This window comes from Streptomyces sp. NPDC041970, from assembly GCF_055588985.1.
In genome coordinates this window covers 18,063-33,543 of record NZ_JBVJCD010000009.1, presented here as the reverse complement: position 1 = coordinate 33,543, position 15,481 = coordinate 18,063, and the positions used below count along the sequence as shown (strand labels likewise).

13 protein-coding genes are annotated in these 15,481 nt (G+C 72.5%); 1 reads left to right on the top strand and 12 read right to left on the bottom strand.

The window, feature by feature from the left end; translation table 11 throughout:
- Positions 1-38: 38 nt before the first annotated feature.
- From ACZ6EJ_RS07335 to ACZ6EJ_RS07280, 12 genes are all read right to left on the bottom strand, one after another.
- Positions 39-1,817: an IucA/IucC family protein gene (locus ACZ6EJ_RS07335; RefSeq protein ID WP_469265171.1), complete on the bottom strand. Its 1,779-nt coding sequence runs from the start codon at positions 1,815-1,817 to the stop codon at positions 39-41.
- The gene (locus ACZ6EJ_RS07330; protein WP_469265170.1) at positions 1,814-2,368 is read right to left on the bottom strand and encodes a GNAT family N-acetyltransferase; all 555 of its coding nucleotides are present in this window, start codon (positions 2,366-2,368) and stop codon (positions 1,814-1,816) included. Before ACZ6EJ_RS07330 ends, ACZ6EJ_RS07335 begins: the two co-directional genes overlap by 4 nt.
- Complete coding sequence (locus ACZ6EJ_RS07325; RefSeq protein WP_469265169.1) at positions 2,365-3,642, bottom strand: lysine N(6)-hydroxylase/L-ornithine N(5)-oxygenase family protein; 1,278 nt, start codon at positions 3,640-3,642, stop codon at positions 2,365-2,367. The genes ACZ6EJ_RS07330 and ACZ6EJ_RS07325 overlap by 4 nt, the downstream gene beginning before the upstream one ends.
- On the bottom strand, positions 3,626-5,074 hold the full coding sequence (locus ACZ6EJ_RS07320) for a pyridoxal phosphate-dependent decarboxylase family protein (protein WP_469265168.1): 1,449 nt from the start codon (positions 5,072-5,074) through the stop codon (positions 3,626-3,628). The genes ACZ6EJ_RS07325 and ACZ6EJ_RS07320 overlap by 17 nt, the downstream gene beginning before the upstream one ends.
- A 168-nt stretch (positions 5,075-5,242) precedes the next feature.
- A complete protein-coding gene (locus ACZ6EJ_RS07315; RefSeq protein WP_469265167.1) occupies positions 5,243-6,106 on the bottom strand; it encodes a siderophore-interacting protein in 864 nt (287 codons plus the stop codon).
- A 317-nt stretch (positions 6,107-6,423) separates the two neighbouring features.
- A complete protein-coding gene (locus ACZ6EJ_RS07310) occupies positions 6,424-7,068 on the bottom strand; it encodes a GNAT family N-acetyltransferase (protein ID WP_469265166.1) in 645 nt (214 codons plus the stop codon).
- Positions 7,069-7,139: 71 nt separating this feature from the next.
- Positions 7,140-7,787: a YdcF family protein gene (locus ACZ6EJ_RS07305; RefSeq protein ID WP_469265165.1), complete on the bottom strand. Its 648-nt coding sequence runs from the start codon at positions 7,785-7,787 to the stop codon at positions 7,140-7,142.
- A complete protein-coding gene (locus tag ACZ6EJ_RS07300) occupies positions 7,784-8,578 on the bottom strand; it encodes a GntR family transcriptional regulator (protein ID WP_469265164.1) in 795 nt (264 codons plus the stop codon). The genes ACZ6EJ_RS07305 and ACZ6EJ_RS07300 overlap by 4 nt, the downstream gene beginning before the upstream one ends.
- A 407-nt stretch (positions 8,579-8,985) precedes the next feature.
- Entirely contained in the window at positions 8,986-10,152 is a 1,167-nt protein-coding gene (locus tag ACZ6EJ_RS07295; RefSeq protein WP_469265163.1) for an acyl-CoA dehydrogenase family protein, read from the bottom strand.
- Positions 10,153-10,154: 2 nt separating this feature from the next.
- Positions 10,155-11,099 carry a hydroxymethylglutaryl-CoA lyase gene (locus ACZ6EJ_RS07290; RefSeq protein WP_469265284.1) on the bottom strand — a complete coding sequence of 315 codons (945 nt, stop codon included), beginning with the start codon at positions 11,097-11,099 and terminating at the stop codon, positions 10,155-10,157.
- Between the two features lie 23 nt (positions 11,100-11,122).
- Entirely contained in the window at positions 11,123-13,075 is a 1,953-nt protein-coding gene (locus ACZ6EJ_RS07285) for an acetyl/propionyl/methylcrotonyl-CoA carboxylase subunit alpha (protein WP_469265162.1), read from the bottom strand.
- A gap of 7 nt (positions 13,076-13,082) precedes the next feature.
- Positions 13,083-14,705 carry a carboxyl transferase domain-containing protein gene (locus tag ACZ6EJ_RS07280; RefSeq protein WP_469265161.1) on the bottom strand — a complete coding sequence of 541 codons (1,623 nt, stop codon included), beginning with the start codon at positions 14,703-14,705 and terminating at the stop codon, positions 13,083-13,085.
- A gap of 113 nt (positions 14,706-14,818) precedes the next feature.
- Between ACZ6EJ_RS07280 and ACZ6EJ_RS07275 the strand changes: the two genes are divergently transcribed.
- The gene (locus ACZ6EJ_RS07275) at positions 14,819-15,439 is read left to right on the top strand and encodes an SACE_7040 family transcriptional regulator (RefSeq protein WP_469265160.1); all 621 of its coding nucleotides are present in this window, start codon (positions 14,819-14,821) and stop codon (positions 15,437-15,439) included.
- The last annotated feature ends 42 nt before the right edge of the window (positions 15,440-15,481 follow it).

Here is a 15,481-nt window from a genome sequence, read left to right as displayed (position 1 = left end):
GGCGGCGATTCTGCCAGTCCGCCGCCCGCGGAGGGCGCTCAGAGCCCGGCGATCGGGTTCCTCAACCGGCCGACCAACTGCAGTGCTCCGGACGGGTCGTCGAGGTCGACCATCTGCCGGTTGTTCCGCAACTGGAGGCGGTTGAGGCAGGACAGCGCGAACTCCTCCTCGAACAGGTCGTACTCCTTGAACTTGTCCGCGAGGTGCGGCGCCGCGTCCTGGTAGCCGCGTGCGCAGGCGGCGACCGTCCGCCAGAAGGAGTCCTCGTCCAGGACGCCCTCGGCGGCCAGTTGGGCGGAGAGGAAGCGGAAGAAGCAGTCGAAGACGTCGGTGAAGACCGACAGCAGCTTCATGTCCTCGGGCACCTCGACGCGGATGCGCTCGACCTGGGGCGGCAGCACCGCGTCCGGGTCCATGACCGCGATCTCCTCGGCGATGTCCTTGAAGATCGTGCGGGTGACGACGCCGTCCTCCACGACCAGGATCACGTTCTCGCCGTGGGGCATGTAGACCAGGTCGTAGGCGTAGAAGCTGTGGAGCACCGGCACCAGGTAGGCGTCCAGGTAGTGCCGCAGCCACACCTGCGGGTCGAGCCCGGACTCCGCGACCAGCACCCCCGCCACCGACCGGCCCTCGTGGTCGGTGTGCAGCAGCGAGGCCATGGTCGCCACGCGCTCGCCCTGCCGCAGGCCCGGCACCGGGCTCTCGCGCCACAGGGCGGCGAGCATCTTGCGGTACGGGGAGCCCTTGGCGGTGGCCGTCTCGTACGTCCGGTGGTGGTAGCCGATCGCGGCCCGCTCCCGGATGATCGAGAACCGGGCCCCGCGCAGCAGGTCGTCGCGCTCGATGAGGCCGGCCAGCCAGTCGTTGATGGCGGGCGTGGCCTCCATGTAGGCGGCCGACAGACCCCGCATGAAGCCCATGTTCAGGACCGAGAGGGCCGTCTTGACGTAGTGCCTCTCGGGGTGGTCGGTGTTGAAGAAGGTCCGGATCGACTGCTGGGCGAGATAGCGGTCCTCGCTCTCCCCGAGCACCACCAGATGCCGTTCGGCCAGCTCCCCGGCGAAGGTGACCGCCAGCTTGTTCCACCACTGCCAGGGGTGGACCGGCAGCAGGAAGTAGTCGTCCGGGTCGAGGCCGAGCCCGCGCAGCGCACCGGCGAAACGCTCCCGCGCCGCCTCGCTCAACTCGCCCTCCACCAGGGCGTCGTAGTCCAGACCCGCGCCCGCCGTGAAGGTGGCGCGCTCGCGGCGGGCGGCCAGCCACACCAGCCGGACCTCCGAGGCGGCCTCGGGGGCGTACGCCCGGTACTCGTCCACGCCGAAGCCGAGCCGCCCGTTGTTGGCGACGAAGCACGGGTGGCCCTCGGTCATCCCCGTCTCGACGGCCTGGAAGCCGGCGGCGACGAGCTGGGCGGACGTGGCCGGTTCCTTGGTGAGTTTGTAGGCGGTTCCGGCCAGGGTGGAGGAGATCTCCTCCAGGTAGACCGGCAGGACCTCGGGGGAGAGGCCGAGCGCCTGCCGCAGCTCGATGAAGAACTCCAGTGCGTCCAGAGGGAGTTCGCGTCCGTCTCGGTGCCGGGTGATGCTGTCGGCCTCGACCTGCCAGTGGTCCAGGGCGAACAGCCGCGCGGAGAAGCGGTACTCGGTGGCGGCGTCGTCGCTCCGCACGGTGAAGCGGTCCTCGCCCAGGGGGACGGGGGTCAGCAGCCGCTCATGGCTGAATTCCGCCAGTGCTTTGCGGACGAGCAGTCGGTTTGCGGTGGCCCAGCGCTCCGGGGAGAGGTGGGCGACGCTCTCGGCGAGGGCGTTCGTCATCGGTCGGTACCTCCGGTCGCTGCGTCGAACTGCTCGCGGGTGCAGGCGCTGAGCAGGGCCTTCTTCTCCGGCTTGGCGATCTCCCGCAGCACCTGGAATCCGACGGCCTTGTTGAGGGCCTGTACGGCGCTGTTGGCGACGTCGGGCTCGACCACGACCCGGCGCACCGAGGGGTCGGCGAACAGGAACTCCATCACCGCGGTGATCACGGCGCGGGTGAAGCCGTGCACCGGGGTGTCGGAGGGGGCGACCAGGAAGTGCATCCCGACGTCGCCGGGCTCCGGCTCGTACAGCCCCTTCAGCTCGACCTCGGCCGGGTCGTAGCGCTCGACCAGGAAGGCGGGCTCGCCGTCGTGCAGGCCGATGAACGCGTCGTGGTGGGGGTGGGCGGCGATGGCCGCGTACTCCTTCTCCACGTCCTCCGGCGTCGCGTCGCCCATCAGCCAGAACGCGGCCTTGGGGTGGGTCACCCAGCGGTGCACCAGGGCTGCGTCGGCGCCGGGGTCCAGCGGGCGGACGGTGAAGGAACCGATGGCGGGGGAGGTGCTCATATCGCGAACTCCTGGAAGGCGATGGACTTCTCGACCGGGTAGTACTCGCGGCCGAGCAGCTCGCCGATGATGTACGCGTTGCGGTAGGCGCCCATGCCCAGGTCCGGTGAGGTGATCGAGTGGGTGTGCACCGCCGCGTTCTGGAGGAAGACCCCCCGGCCGGTGACGTCGATGCTGTAGTTGCGGGCCACGTCGAAGCGGCCCCGGCTGTCGTGGCGCAGCCGTCCGGCGACGGGCTCCAGGAAGGCCGGCGGGGCGTAGCGGTAGCCGGTGGCCAGGACCAGGCCCTCGGTGGTCAGCGTGTAGTCCTTGCCCTGCTCCTCCTGGCGCAGCCCCAGCCGGTACGCGCCGCCCTCCTCGTCCCAGGAGGCGCTGTGGAGGGCGGAGTTGGTCAGCAGTCTGGTGGGTGCGGGGCCCGCCAGGCTCTTTTGGTAGAGCAGGTCGAAGATCGCGTCGATCAGCGCCCCGTCGATGCCCTTGAACAGCCCCTTCTGCCCGGCCTCCAGCCGGTAGCGGGTCTCCTCGGGCAGCGCGTGGAAGTAGTCGATGTACTCCGGGGAGGTCATCTCCAGCGTCAGCTTGGTGTACTCCAGCGGGAAGAACCGCGGGGAGCGCGTGACCCAGTTGAGCTGGTAGCCGTGCACGTCGATCTCGGAGAGCAGGTCGTAGTAGATCTCCGCCGCGCTCTGCCCGCTGCCGACCAGGGTGATGGACTTCTTCCTCTGGAGGTCCGCCTTCCCGTCCAGATAGCGGGAGTTGTGCAGGAAGTCGCCGCCGAGGCCCTCGCAGGCCTCGGGGATGTGGGGCGGGGTGCCCGTGCCGAGGACCAGGTGGCGGGAGCGGTAGCGCTCGCCGGAGGCGGTGTGCACGGTGTACAGCTCGTCGTCCTCGTCGTAACGGACGCTCTCCACGGTCTCGTTGAACCGGATGCTGCTCAACTTGCCCGCCGCCCAGCGGCAGTAGTCGTTGTACTCCGTCCGCAGCGGGTAGAAGTTCTCCCGGATGTAGAAGGAGTAGAGGCGGCCGCGCTCCTTGAGGTAGTTCAGGAACGAGTAGGGCGACGTCGGGTCCGCCATGGTGACCAGGTCCGAGAGGAACGGCGTCTGGAGGTGGGCGCCCTCCAGGAACATCCCGGAGTGCCACTCGAAGTCCGGCTTGGACTCCAGGAAGACGCCGTTCAGCTCGTCGATCGGCTCGGTCAGGCACGCCAGCCCGAGGTTGAACGGGCCGAGCCCGATCCCGATGAAGTCGTGGGGGTCAGGAAGCGCGGTCAAGGGTGTCTCCCAGGTACTTCTCGGCGTGGCCGGAGATCAGGTCGAGGACCGCGGCGATGTCGCCGGCGGTCGTTTCGGGGTTGAGCAGGGTGAATTTCAGGTACTGGCGGTCGCCCACCTTGGTCCCCGCGACGATCGCCTCGCCGGAGGCGAACAGCGCCTTGCGGGCGTACAGGTTGGCCTGGTCGACGTCGTGCGGGTCGACGGCGCCTGCGGGGGCGTAGCGGAAGACGAGCGTGGAGAGCTGCGGCTCGACGACCACCTCGAAGCGCGGGTCGGTGCTGAGCAGCCGCCACCCCTCGGCGGCCAGGTCGCAGACCTCGTCGAACAGCTCGCCGATCCCGTCCGCGCCCATGACGCGCAGCGTCATCCACAGCTTGAGCGCGTCGAACCGGCGGGTGGTCTGGAGGGACTTGTCGACCTGGTTGGGTATCCGCTCCTCGGCCATCCGGCGCGGGTTCAGGTACTCCGCGTGGTACGTGGCGTGGCGCAGGGTCGCCCGGTCGCGGACCAGGATGGCCGACGAACTCACGGGCTGGAAGAAGGACTTGTGGTAGTCCACGGTGACCGAGTCGGCGTGCTCGATGCCGTCGAGCAGGTCGCGCCGGGCACGGGAGGCGAGCAGCCCGCAGCCGTACGCGGCGTCGACGTGCATCCAGGCGCCGAACCGCTCGCAGAGCGCGGCGATCTCGGGCAGCGGGTCGATGGAGCCGAAGTCCGTGGTGCCCGCGGTGGCGACGACGGCCATCGGGACGGCCCCCTCGGCGACGCACTGCTCCAGGGCGCGGGCCAGATCCGCGGCCCGCATCCGCTTGTCGGCCCCCACGGGCACGCAGACCACCGCGTCGGAGCCGAGGCCGAGGAGTTTGGCGGACTTCTGCACGCTGAAGTGGCTGCACTCGGAGGTGAAGATCCGCAGACGGGTGAAGTGCTCGGGCCGGACCTTCGCCTCCTCCCGTGCCAGCAGCAGGGCCTGGAGGTTGGACTGCGTGCCGCCGCTGGTGAAGATGCCGTCCGCGGCCGGGCCGAGCCCGATCCGATCGGCGGTCCAGTCGATCAGCCGGCGCTCGATCAGGGTGCCGCCCGCGCTCTGGTCCCACGTGTCCAGGGAGGAGTTGATGGCGGAGAGGACGGCTTCGCCGAGCACGGCGGGGATGACGACCGGGCAGTTGAGGTGGCCGAGGTAGCGTGGGTGGTGGAAGTAGACGGCGTCCCGCAGGTAGACCTCGCCGAGCTCGTCGAGGGCGGCGGCGGCATCGCCGAGCGGCCGGTCGAGGTCGATCGCGTCGATGACGGGGGAGAGTTCGTCCACGCCGATGCCGGTGAAGGGGCGGTCGGCGGCGGCGATGGTGGCGGCGACCCGTTCCACTCCCGCGGAGACGGTCCGCCGGTACTGTCCCGCAGTCGTGTGGTTGAGCAGGTGCGAACGCATCAAGGGGGTCCTCCCGAGTGAGGGGCGCGCATCGCGGCCCTCCGGGCAGAAGAAGGGGACGAGGGGCGATGCCGAAGCGAGGTTAGCCTAACCTAACTTTCCCGGCTACCGTCCCTGACCTCCCCGAACGACAGTTGTCCGCTTCTCGCCCCTGCGGCGAACGGTCGGCTACTGCGCGATGTCGGCCCCGGTGGCCGCCTCCGCGGCCCGCACCTGCTCCTCGCTCAACCCGCGCCGCCAGTAGCCGACGAACGTCACGCGCCGGCGGTCGAGGCCGCGCTCCTGGACGAGGTGGCGGCGCAGCGCCCGCACTCCGGACGCCTCGCCCGCCATCCAGACGTACGGCGTGCCCAGCGGGAACTCCGCCGCGCGCACGGCCTCCAGGCCGGAGGCGGCGCCCTCGCCCCGGACGAGCCAGGTGATCCGGGAGCCGGCCGGGGCGGCCAGGTTCTGCCGGTCCGCCCCGCACGGGACCTCCAGCCACGCCCGGACGGGCATGTCCGCCGGCAGCCACTCCAGGGCGGCGGCGGCCGCGGGCAGGGCGGTCTCGTCGGCCCAGATCAGCACCCAGTCGGTGTCCGCCGGTGGCCGGAAGCGTATGGAGGTGTTCTCCGCGACGGCCGGACCGAGCACCTTGAGCCGGTCGCCGGGCGCGGCCGCCAGCGCCCAGCGGGAGGCGGGGCCGCCGTCGCCGTGCAGCGCGAAGTCGATGTCCACCTCGGTGGAGCCGTCCGGCAGCGTCCGCTGGGCCCGCACGGTGTACGAGCGGATCACCGCCCGCACGTCCTCGGGCAGCGCCCGCCACCGCGGGAACCACGCCCCGTCCTCGCCCTCCGGGACCACGGCCTCGTGCTGGCCGGGGTGCGGGAGGAAGAGGGAGAGGCTCTGGTCCCGGCCGCCGGCGCGGAAGCCGTCGGCCCCCGGCCCGCCGAGGGTGATCCGCAGCAGGGAGGGCCCCAGTCGGCGGGTGTGCAGGACGGTCAGCTCGAAGAACCGGAACGGGGCGACGGTGGGGGCGGCGACGGTCGTCAACGGGCACTCCAGCGCGGCGGACCGCGAGTCGAGGGCGAGCGCGCCCGGCGTCCGCCGGACGGTCCGGGACGAAGGTAAGCCTACCCTTGGTTTCAGAGGCTGCCCAGGGGGTCGGTCCCGGACGCGTACCGGCGTACGGGTGGGGCGCGGACGGGCGCACGCCGCCGGGGCCTCGGTCTACGGCGGGCGCGCGTACCGGGAAGCGACGCGTGACCGGCGCACGGGCGTCGCGCGCAGCGGCGTACCAGTGGGGACGTACGGGCGAAGGGCGTATCGGCGTACGGGAGACCGGCGCGCGAGGCGTCACGCGCGCCGGCTCAGACGCCGAACTCCGCGCGGCAGGAGGCGTCGAGGCCGTCCACGGCGACCTCCACCGTGCGGTGCGCCTCCCATCCGGCCCGGTCGAGCCGCAACCTCCGCAGGGTGACGGGGGCCCCGCGGACCGCGCCCGTCTCCAGGCCGTCGTCCACGTAGCCGAGCCGCCGCGAGACCCCCAGCGACCGGGGGTTGTCGGTCATGGCGCTGGACACCGCATACCGCGCCCCCAGCCCGGCGAAGGCCAGGTGGAGGGCGGCCGCGCGCATCTCCTTCCCCAACCCCCGCCCCTGGTACGGGACTCCGAGCCACGACCCGGTCGCCGCCTCGCGCCGCACCCCGAAGGCGCGCCCCGCCAGGTCCTGCCGGCCCACCACCCGTCCCTCGTGGAGGACGGCGAGGCTGAGCGTCCAGTCCTCTGCGGACCAGTCGGCCACCGTCGCGAGGACGTGCTGGAACACGGCCCGTCCGACCTCCTCGGGCGTCCCGTCGGTCCACGGCACGGTGAACGGCATACGGTCCGGGTCGTGCACCCCGCCGGCCGCCACCGAGGCCAGCTCGTCGAGGAGTTCGAGGTCGGGCAGGCGCAGTTCGAGGCGCGGAGTGCGCAGGCGGAGTCCGTGGAGGGGCCAGTGTCGGAGGTCCATGACGGGACTCTGCCGGACCGGCGGGAGGGCGTCGAACCATTTCACGCGGGGAGCGCGGCTCGATGTGCGTCCTAGGGGATCAAGCGACGGGTGAACCCGGCCCCGACCAGCCGCTCGTATGCCGCCGCGACACTGTCCGGGACGGGCTGCTCGATCATGAATCCCCGCGTCGGGTACACGAGCAGCCGTTGCAGCGCGCCGACCAGCATGTCGATCACCAGTCGGTCGTCCCCGATCGAGGCCGCGTACTCCTCGAACGTCATCGGACTGGAAGCGCTCACGATATCGACGCCCGGCCACAGCTTGCGGGCCGTGGCGTACGCGCGCCGCTCCTCGTACGGCTTGCTGACCAGCAGGACGGAGGTCACGTCCGTGCCGATCTCCGCGAGGAGGGCCCGCGAGAAGCGGAGGTTCTCTCCGGTGTTGCGCGCGTGAGGCTCGACCAGCACGGCGGACGGCGGCACGCCGAGTTCGACGGCCCGCTCCCGGTAGTGCACGGCCTCGCCGCGAGGCATCCGGTCACGGGTGGTGGGGCTGGTCGAACCGGTGAACACGATGACAGGGGCCAGCTCGCGCAAGAAGAGCTCCGCCGAGGTGTCGGCCACCCCGAGATCATGACTGCCGAGCCCGACGATGACCGAACAGGGGCGGAGGGCGTGGTGCATGAGGTGGTGGTCCCACAACTGCCGCGCGTCCGACCAGGACTGGTTGGAGATCATGGCGCCTCGCCTTTCGCGCGCACCGAGTCGGGCACGGTGAAGTCGTAGGTCCATCGGAACCTGGACGCCGCGTGCACCCCTATAGCGAACTCGACCACTGTGCCGTCAGCGGTGAACGCGGTTCGATGCAGCTCGACCACGGCTTCACCGATCGGCAGTCGGAGCAGCTTCACCTCATCCGGCGTGGCGGGGCGCGCGAAGAGTTCCTCGCGCATGTGGTCGATCTCGTACCCCGCTTCGTACAGGACGCGAAACCCGCCGCCGCGGCCCGCCGGTCCGGGTGACGGATCGACGAGGCGGGTTCCCTCGACGTGCTCGGGGCGGTAGTAGCTGGTCAGGGTGTGCGTCGGGCGGCCCTCTTCCTTGATCAGCCGAGACCGCGCGTACACCTCGGCGCCGGGCCGCAGGCCGAGGGCGGAGGCGACGGTCGCAGGGGCCTCCACACGGGCGACCGTCTGTGTCTGGTCGCCACGGTGGTGCGGCCGCCCTGAGGCCACACGGTCGGCGATGAAGGCCACTTCGTCGCCGTCACGCCATTTCACCTTGTCGTACCGATCGATGCCGAGCCGGGTGAGGGCTTCCGGCGGGCGTACGACGGTGCCGTGACCGCGTGACGAAGTGACCAGGCCTTCTGCCTCCAGCGCCCGGTATGCCGCATGGACCGTGGACTTGGAGCCTTCGCCTGCCGCCACGAGATCTCTGATGTGCGGCAGCGGCCGACCCGGCGCGTACTCACCGCTCCGGATGCGTTCGGCCAGCTTGTCGGCCAGGTCTCGCCACTTGGGTGCCATGCGTTGCTCCTCTCGACGAGAGCAGTCAAACACAGTGACCGAACGTTGACAGTCCTGGGACTGCGTGCAGGCATCGGAACCCGTGGAGTCGTAGTCCCAGGACTGCAAGATCAGGGGTCAGAGCGATGGAAAACCGTGGCGCCCGACGAAATCTCTCCCGTCTCATCCGCGAGCTGGGCAGTGACGGCGTCCTCATTGTCCCGAAGGCCGACTCCGGTCAGGGGGACGACGACCTCGTCCCCGGTGCCGCGCTCAGGTGGCCGCCCTGCCGGTGTGGGCATTCGCTCTGCCCTGACCTGGTGTCAGCGGAGGACGAGGAGTGAGTCTCGGCCGACACCGCCGCCCGCCCGCCGAACCCGACGCTCACCACCGCCGCGCGCCCGCCAAAACCCGCCGGCCCCGCCCTCTCAGCCCGGCAGCCCCAACTCCCGTGCGATCAGCATCCGCTGGACCTCGCTCGTGCCCTCGCCGATCTCCAGGATCTTCGAGTCGCGCCACATGCGCGCCACCGGGTACTCGTTCATGAAGCCGTAGCCGCCGTGGATCTGGGTGGCGTCGCGGGCGTTGTCCACGGCGACCGTGGAGGAGTACAGCTTCGCGATCGCCGCCTCCTTCTTGAACGGCTCGCCCGCCACCAGCCGGGAGGCCGCGTCGCGCCAGCCGACGCGGGCCATGTGGGCGCGCGTCTCCATGTCCGCGATCTTGAACTGGATGGCCTGGTTGGCGCCGATCGGCCGGCCGAACGCGTGGCGCTCGGCCGCGTACTTCACCGACTCGTCCACGCAGCCCTGCGCCAACCCCGTGGCCAGCGCGGAGATCGCGACGCGGCCCTCGTCCAGGATGCGCAGGAACTGCGCGTAGCCGCGACCCTCTTCGCCCAGGAGGTTCGCCGCGGGCACGCGGACGTCGGTGAAGGACAGCTCGCGGGTGTCCGAGGCGTTCCAGCCGACCTTGGAGTAGGGGGCGGCGACCGCGAAGCCGGGGGTGCCGGAGGGGACGATGATGGCGGAGATCAGCGGGCGTCCGTCGGGCTTGCGCCCGGTCACCGCCGTCACCGTGACCAGCTCGGTGATGTCCGTGCCCGAGTTGGTGATGAAGCACTTCGACCCGTTGATCACCCACTCGCCGGCCGCCTCGTCCAGCACCGCCGTCGTGCGCGTGCCGCCCGCGTCCGAGCCGCCGTCCGGCTCGGTCAGGCCGAACGCGCCCAGCGCCTCGCCCGCGCAGAGCCTCGGCAGCCAGCGGCGCTTCTGCTCCTCGGTGCCGAAGAGGTGCAGCGGCATCGCCCCCAGCGAGACCCCCGCCTCCAGGGTGATCGCCACCGAGGAGTCGACGCGGGCCAACTCCTCCAGGGCGATCCCGAGGGCGAGGTAGTCGCCGCCCATGCCGCCGTACTCCTCCGGGAACGGCAGCCCGAACAGGCCCATCCGCCCCATCTCGCGCACGATCTCGTACGGGAACTCGTGGCGCTCGTAGAAGTCGCCGATCTTCGGCGCGACGACGTCGTGGGCGAACTGCTCGACCGTGCGGCGCAGTTCCTCGTGCTCGGCGGTCAGCCGGTGGTCCAGGGGCATGGTCACTCGCTCCTTGTGGGAGAGGCGGGAGAGGAGGGGGCCAGGGCGCGGACCGTGCGGGACGGACTGGGCCGGCCCAGGTGTCCGGCGAGCCACACGCTGGTGGCGGTCAGCTCGTCGAGGTCGACGCCGGTCTCGACGCCGAGGCCGTCGAGCATCCACACGAGGTCCTCGGTGGCGAGGTTGCCCGTGGCGCTCTTCGCGTACGGGCAGCCGCCGAGGCCGCCCGCCGAGGCGTCCACCGTGGTCACGCCGTGCTGGAGCGCGGCCAGGGTGTTGGACAGCGCCTGGCCGTAGGTGTCGTGGAAGTGGACGCCGACGGCGGGGGTGGGCACGCCCGCCGCGTTCAGCGCGGTCAGCAGCGCCGCCACATGGCCCGGCGTCGCCACCCCGATCGTGTCGCCCAGCGACAGCTCGTCGCACCCCAGGTCCAGCAGGGCCTTGGCGACCCGGACGACCCGGTCGACCGGGACCGCGCCCTCCCACGGGTCGCCGAAGCACATCGACAGATACCCGCGCACCCGCACCCCGCCCGCCCGTGCGCGGGCGACCACCGGCGCGAACATGGCCAGCGACTCGTCCACGGTCCGGTTGAGGTTGCGCGCGGCGAACGTCTCCGTGGCCGAGCCGAACACCGCGATCGACCGGGCTCCGAGCGCCAACGCCCGGTCCAGGCCGCGCTCGTTGGGGACGAGCACCGGCAGCGACACCCCGCTCAGGTCTCCCAGCATCGGGAAAAGCCGCTCGGCGTCCGCCAGTTGGGGCACCCACTCGGGGCGGACGAAACTCGTCGCCTCGACGGTGGTCAGCCCGGCCGCGGCCAGCCGGTGGACGAACTCGGCCTTCACCTCGGTGGGCACGACGCCCTTCTCGTTCTGGAGGCCGTCGCGGGGGCCCACCTCGTGGATGCGGACCCGTGCGGGCAGTCCGGAGGCCGGGACCGCCATCGGCAGGGGCCGCCGGGCCGCCGTCACGACCCCTCCGGGGCGGTCGCGGGCGCCACCACGGCCAGCACCTGGTCCATGGCGACCGTCGCGCCGGGCGTGACGTCCAGGTGGGTGACGGTCCCGGCGTGCGGGGCCGAGATCACGTGCTCCATCTTCATCGCCTCCACGACGAGCAGGCTCTGCCCCGCCGCGACCTCGTCCCCGACGGCCGCCTTCACCACCGTGACCGTGCCCGGCATAGGGGCCGCCAGCGTGTCCGCCCCGCCCCGCCCGACCCCGCTCAGCGACGCCGCCACCGGGTCGTGGTCCTGGACGTGCCAGGTGTCGCCGTCCCGGCCGAGCCAGTGGCCGCTGCGGTGGAAGCCGGTCCGCACGCCGTCGACCTCGACCGTCACCCGGTCGGGCGCGACCGTCGCGCCGGGCGGCGCCCCGTACGCCACCGGCTCCGCGCCTGCCACCCGCAGCGGGAACACCAGCGGGGCCGGGACGCCGCCCGTGCGCCAGCCGCTCGGCACGGAGAACGGGTCCGTCCAGCCGTCCGCGTCCGGTCGGGGGGCCAGCGCGTCGCGGCGGACCGCCGCGGCCGCCGCGTACACCTCGTCCGGCACCCCGTCCGGGACCAGCCCCGGCGCCTCCCGCTCCACCAGGCCGGTGTCCAGGTCGCCGGAGACCACGTCGGGGTGGGCCAGCAGCCGCCGCAGGAAGCCGGCGTTGGTCGGCACGCCCAGGATCACCGTGTCCGCGAGCGCGGCCCGCAGCGTGCGCAGGGCGCTCGCGCGGTCGGGGCCGTACGCGATGACCTTCGACAGCATCGGGTCGTACAGGCTGCCCACCGCCACGCCCTCGCTGAGGCCGGAGTCCGTGCGCACCCCGCCGCCCTGCGGCTCGCGCAGCGCCAGCACCGTGCCGCCGGAGGGCAGGAAGGAGCGGGAGGGGTCCTCGGCGCAGATCCGGGCCTCGACGGCGTGGCCGGTGAGCGTGATGTCCCGCTGCGCGTACGGGAGGTGTTCGCCGCACGCGATGCGGAGCTGCCACTCCACCAGGTCCAGGCCGGTGACCAGCTCGGTGACCGGGTGCTCGACCTGGAGGCGGGTGTTCATCTCCATGAAGCAGTACGCGGCGGGGTCGTCGCCCGGCACGATGAACTCCACCGTGCCCGCGCCGACGTACCCGCAGGAGCGCGCCGCCTGCACGGCCGCCTCGCCCATCGCCGCACGGGTCGCCTCGTCCAGCAGGACCGAGGGGGCCTCCTCGATGATCTTCTGGTGGCGGCGCTGGAGCGAGCACTCGCGCTCGCCGAGGTGGACGACGTTGCCGTGCGCGTCGGCCAGCACCTGGATCTCGATGTGGCGCGGCCGGTCGATCCACCGCTCCACCAGCAGGGTGTCGTCCCCGAAGGAGGCCCGCGCCTCGCGCCGGGCCGCCGCGATCTCCTCGTCCAGCGCCCCGGCGTCCCGGACCAGGCGCATCCCCTTGCCGCCGCCGCCCGCCGACGGCTTCAGCAGGACCGGCATCCCGGTCTCCCGCGCGGCGGCGGCCAGTCGCTCGTCGCTCAGGCCGCTGCCCGAGGAGCCGGCGACCACCGGGACCCCGGCCGCCGCCACGCTCTCCTTGGCGCGGATCTTGTCGCCCATCAGGGAGATCGCCGAGGCGGGCGGCCCGATGAAGACCAGCCCCGCGTCCGCGCAGGCCCGCGCGAAGTCCGCGTTCTCCGCGAGGAAGCCGTAGCCGGGGTGGACGGCCTGCGCGCCCGTGCGCCGGGCCGCCTCCAGGATGCGGTCCGCGCACAGATAGCTCTCGGCGGCGGGCGGCGGGCCGATCCGCACCGCCGTGTCCGCCTCGCGCACGTGCCGGGCGTCCGCGTCGGCGTCGCTGAAGACCGCGACCGAGCGGACCCCCAGCGCGCGCAGGGTGCGGATCACCCGGACCGCGATCTCGCCTCGGTTGGCGACCAGAACGGTGTCGAACATCGTCATCTGCTCCTCACATCCGGAAGACGCCGAAGCCGGGCGCGGCCGGGTCCTTGTGCGGCAGGGGGGCGTTGGCGCAGGCCGTCAGGGCGAGGCCCAGCACCTGCCGGGTCTCCAGCGGGTCGATCACCCCGTCGTCCCAGAGCCGGGCGGTGGCGTAGTACGCGTTGCCCTGGGTCTCGTACTGGGCGCGGACCGGGGCCTTGAACGCCTCCTCGTCCTCCGCGCTCCAGTCGTCGCCGAGCTGGTCGCGCTTGACGGTGGCCAGCACGGAGGCGGCCTGCTCGCCGCCCATGACGGAGATCTTGGCGTTGGGCCACATCCACAGGAAGCGGGGGCTGTAGGCCCGGCCGCACATGGAGTAGTTGCCCGCCCCGTACGAGCCGCCGACCACGACCGTCAGCTTCGGCACGCGGGTGCAGGCCACGGCGGTGACCATCTTCGCGCCGTGCTTGGCGATGCCGCCGGCCTCGTAGTCCCGGCCGACCATGAAGCCGGAGATGTTCTGGAGGAAGACCAGGGGGATGCCGCGCTGGTCGCACAGCTCGATGAAGTGCGCGCCCTTCTGGGCCGACTCGGAGAACAGGATGCCGTTGTTGGCGACGATCCCGACCGGGTGGCCGTGGACGCGGGCGAACCCGGTGACCAGCGTCGTGCCGTACTCCGCCTTGAACTCCTGGAAGCGCGAGCCGTCCACCACGCGGGCGATCACCTCGCGCACGTCGTACGGGGTGCGGGGGTCCACCGGGACCGCGCCGTACAGCCCGGCCGGGTCGGCCGCGGGCTCCTCGGCCGGCACGACCGACCAGGGGAGCGGGGGGCGGCCGGGCAGGGTGGCGACGATGTCGCGGACGATCCGCAGGGCGTGCGCGTCGTCCTCCGCGAGGTGGTCGGTCACCCCCGACGTGCGGGAGTGGACCTCGCCGCCGCCCAGCTCCTCGGCGGTGACGACCTCGCCGGTCGCGGCCTTCACCAGCGGCGGGCCGCCCAGGAAGATCGTGCCCTGGCCGCGGACGATGACCGCCTCGTCGCTCATCGCCGGGACGTACGCCCCGCCCGCCGTGCAGGAGCCCAGCACGGCCGCGATCTGCGGGATGCCGGCCCCCGACATCCGGGCCTGGTTGTAGAAGATCCGCCCGAAGTGGTCCCGGTCGGGGAAGACCTCGTCCTGCATCGGCAGGAACGCGCCGCCGGAGTCGACCAGGTAGAGGCAGGGCAGGCGGTTCTCCAGCGCCACCTCCTGCGCCCGCAGGTGCTTCTTCACGGTCATCGGGTAGTACGTGCCGCCCTTGACGGTCGCGTCGTTGGCGACGACGACGCAACTGCGCCCGGCGACCCGCCCGATCCCCGCGATCACCCCGGCCGCCGGGGCGGCGCCCCCGTACAGCCCCTCGGCCGCCAGCGGGGCCAGCTCCAGGAACGGCGAGCCCGGATCGAGGAGGGCGTCCACCCGGTCCCGCGGCAGCAGCTTGCCGCGCGCCACATGGCGGGCCCGCGCCTTCTCACCCCCGCCGAGCCGTGCCGCTGCGAGCCGTGCCGCCAGCTCGTCGGAGAGCGCGCGGTGCGCCGCCTCGTTGGCCCGCCAGGCCGCCGAGGCGGGATCGGCCGCGCTCGCCAGGACCGGTGCCTGCTGCATCGTGTCGAGCCCCCTTGCCCTTGCCGCGACCGTGAGTCGCCGGTGTTAGTGAGCGTTAACCCGTTCCGGGCCAGGTTAACGAGCGCTAACGACCCTGTCTAGAATGGGCTTCCATGAGCACCCGTGCCGCCGCCCGTGTCGCGGCTCCCACCCGCCGCGAGCAGATCCTCCGGGAGGCCGCCCGCCTCTTCGCCGAGCGCGGCTTCCACGGAGTCGGCGTCGACGAGATAGGCGCGGCCGTGGGGATCAGCGGCCCCGGCCTCTACCGGCACTTCGCCGGCAAGGACGCGATGCTCGCCGAACTGCTGGTGGGCATCAGCGAACGCCTGCTGGAGGGCGGCCGACTGCGGGTCGCGCAGGACGCCGAGCGGGGCGACGGCTCCCCCGAGGCCCTTCTGGACGCGCTCATCGAGGGCCACATCGACTTCGCCCTCGACGACCGCCCCCTGATCACCCTCCACGACCGCGAGCTGGACCGGCTGCGCGACACGGACCGCAAGCGGGTGCGCCGCCTCCAGCGCCAGTACGTGGAACTGTGGGTCGGCGTCGTCCGCGCCCTGTACCCCGCGCTCGCCGAGAACCAGGCCCGCGTCACCGTGCACGCCGTCTTCGGCCTGCTGAACTCCACCCCGCACCTGGCCCGCCCCGAGGCCCTGCCCGGCCGCGCCGCGACCGCCGCCCTGCTCCACCGGCTGGCGCGGGGCGCGTTCGCCGCGGCGGCGGACCCCGCCTGAGCGGACCCGCCGGGCCCGCGCCACGGGGAGGGCGACGGGCGC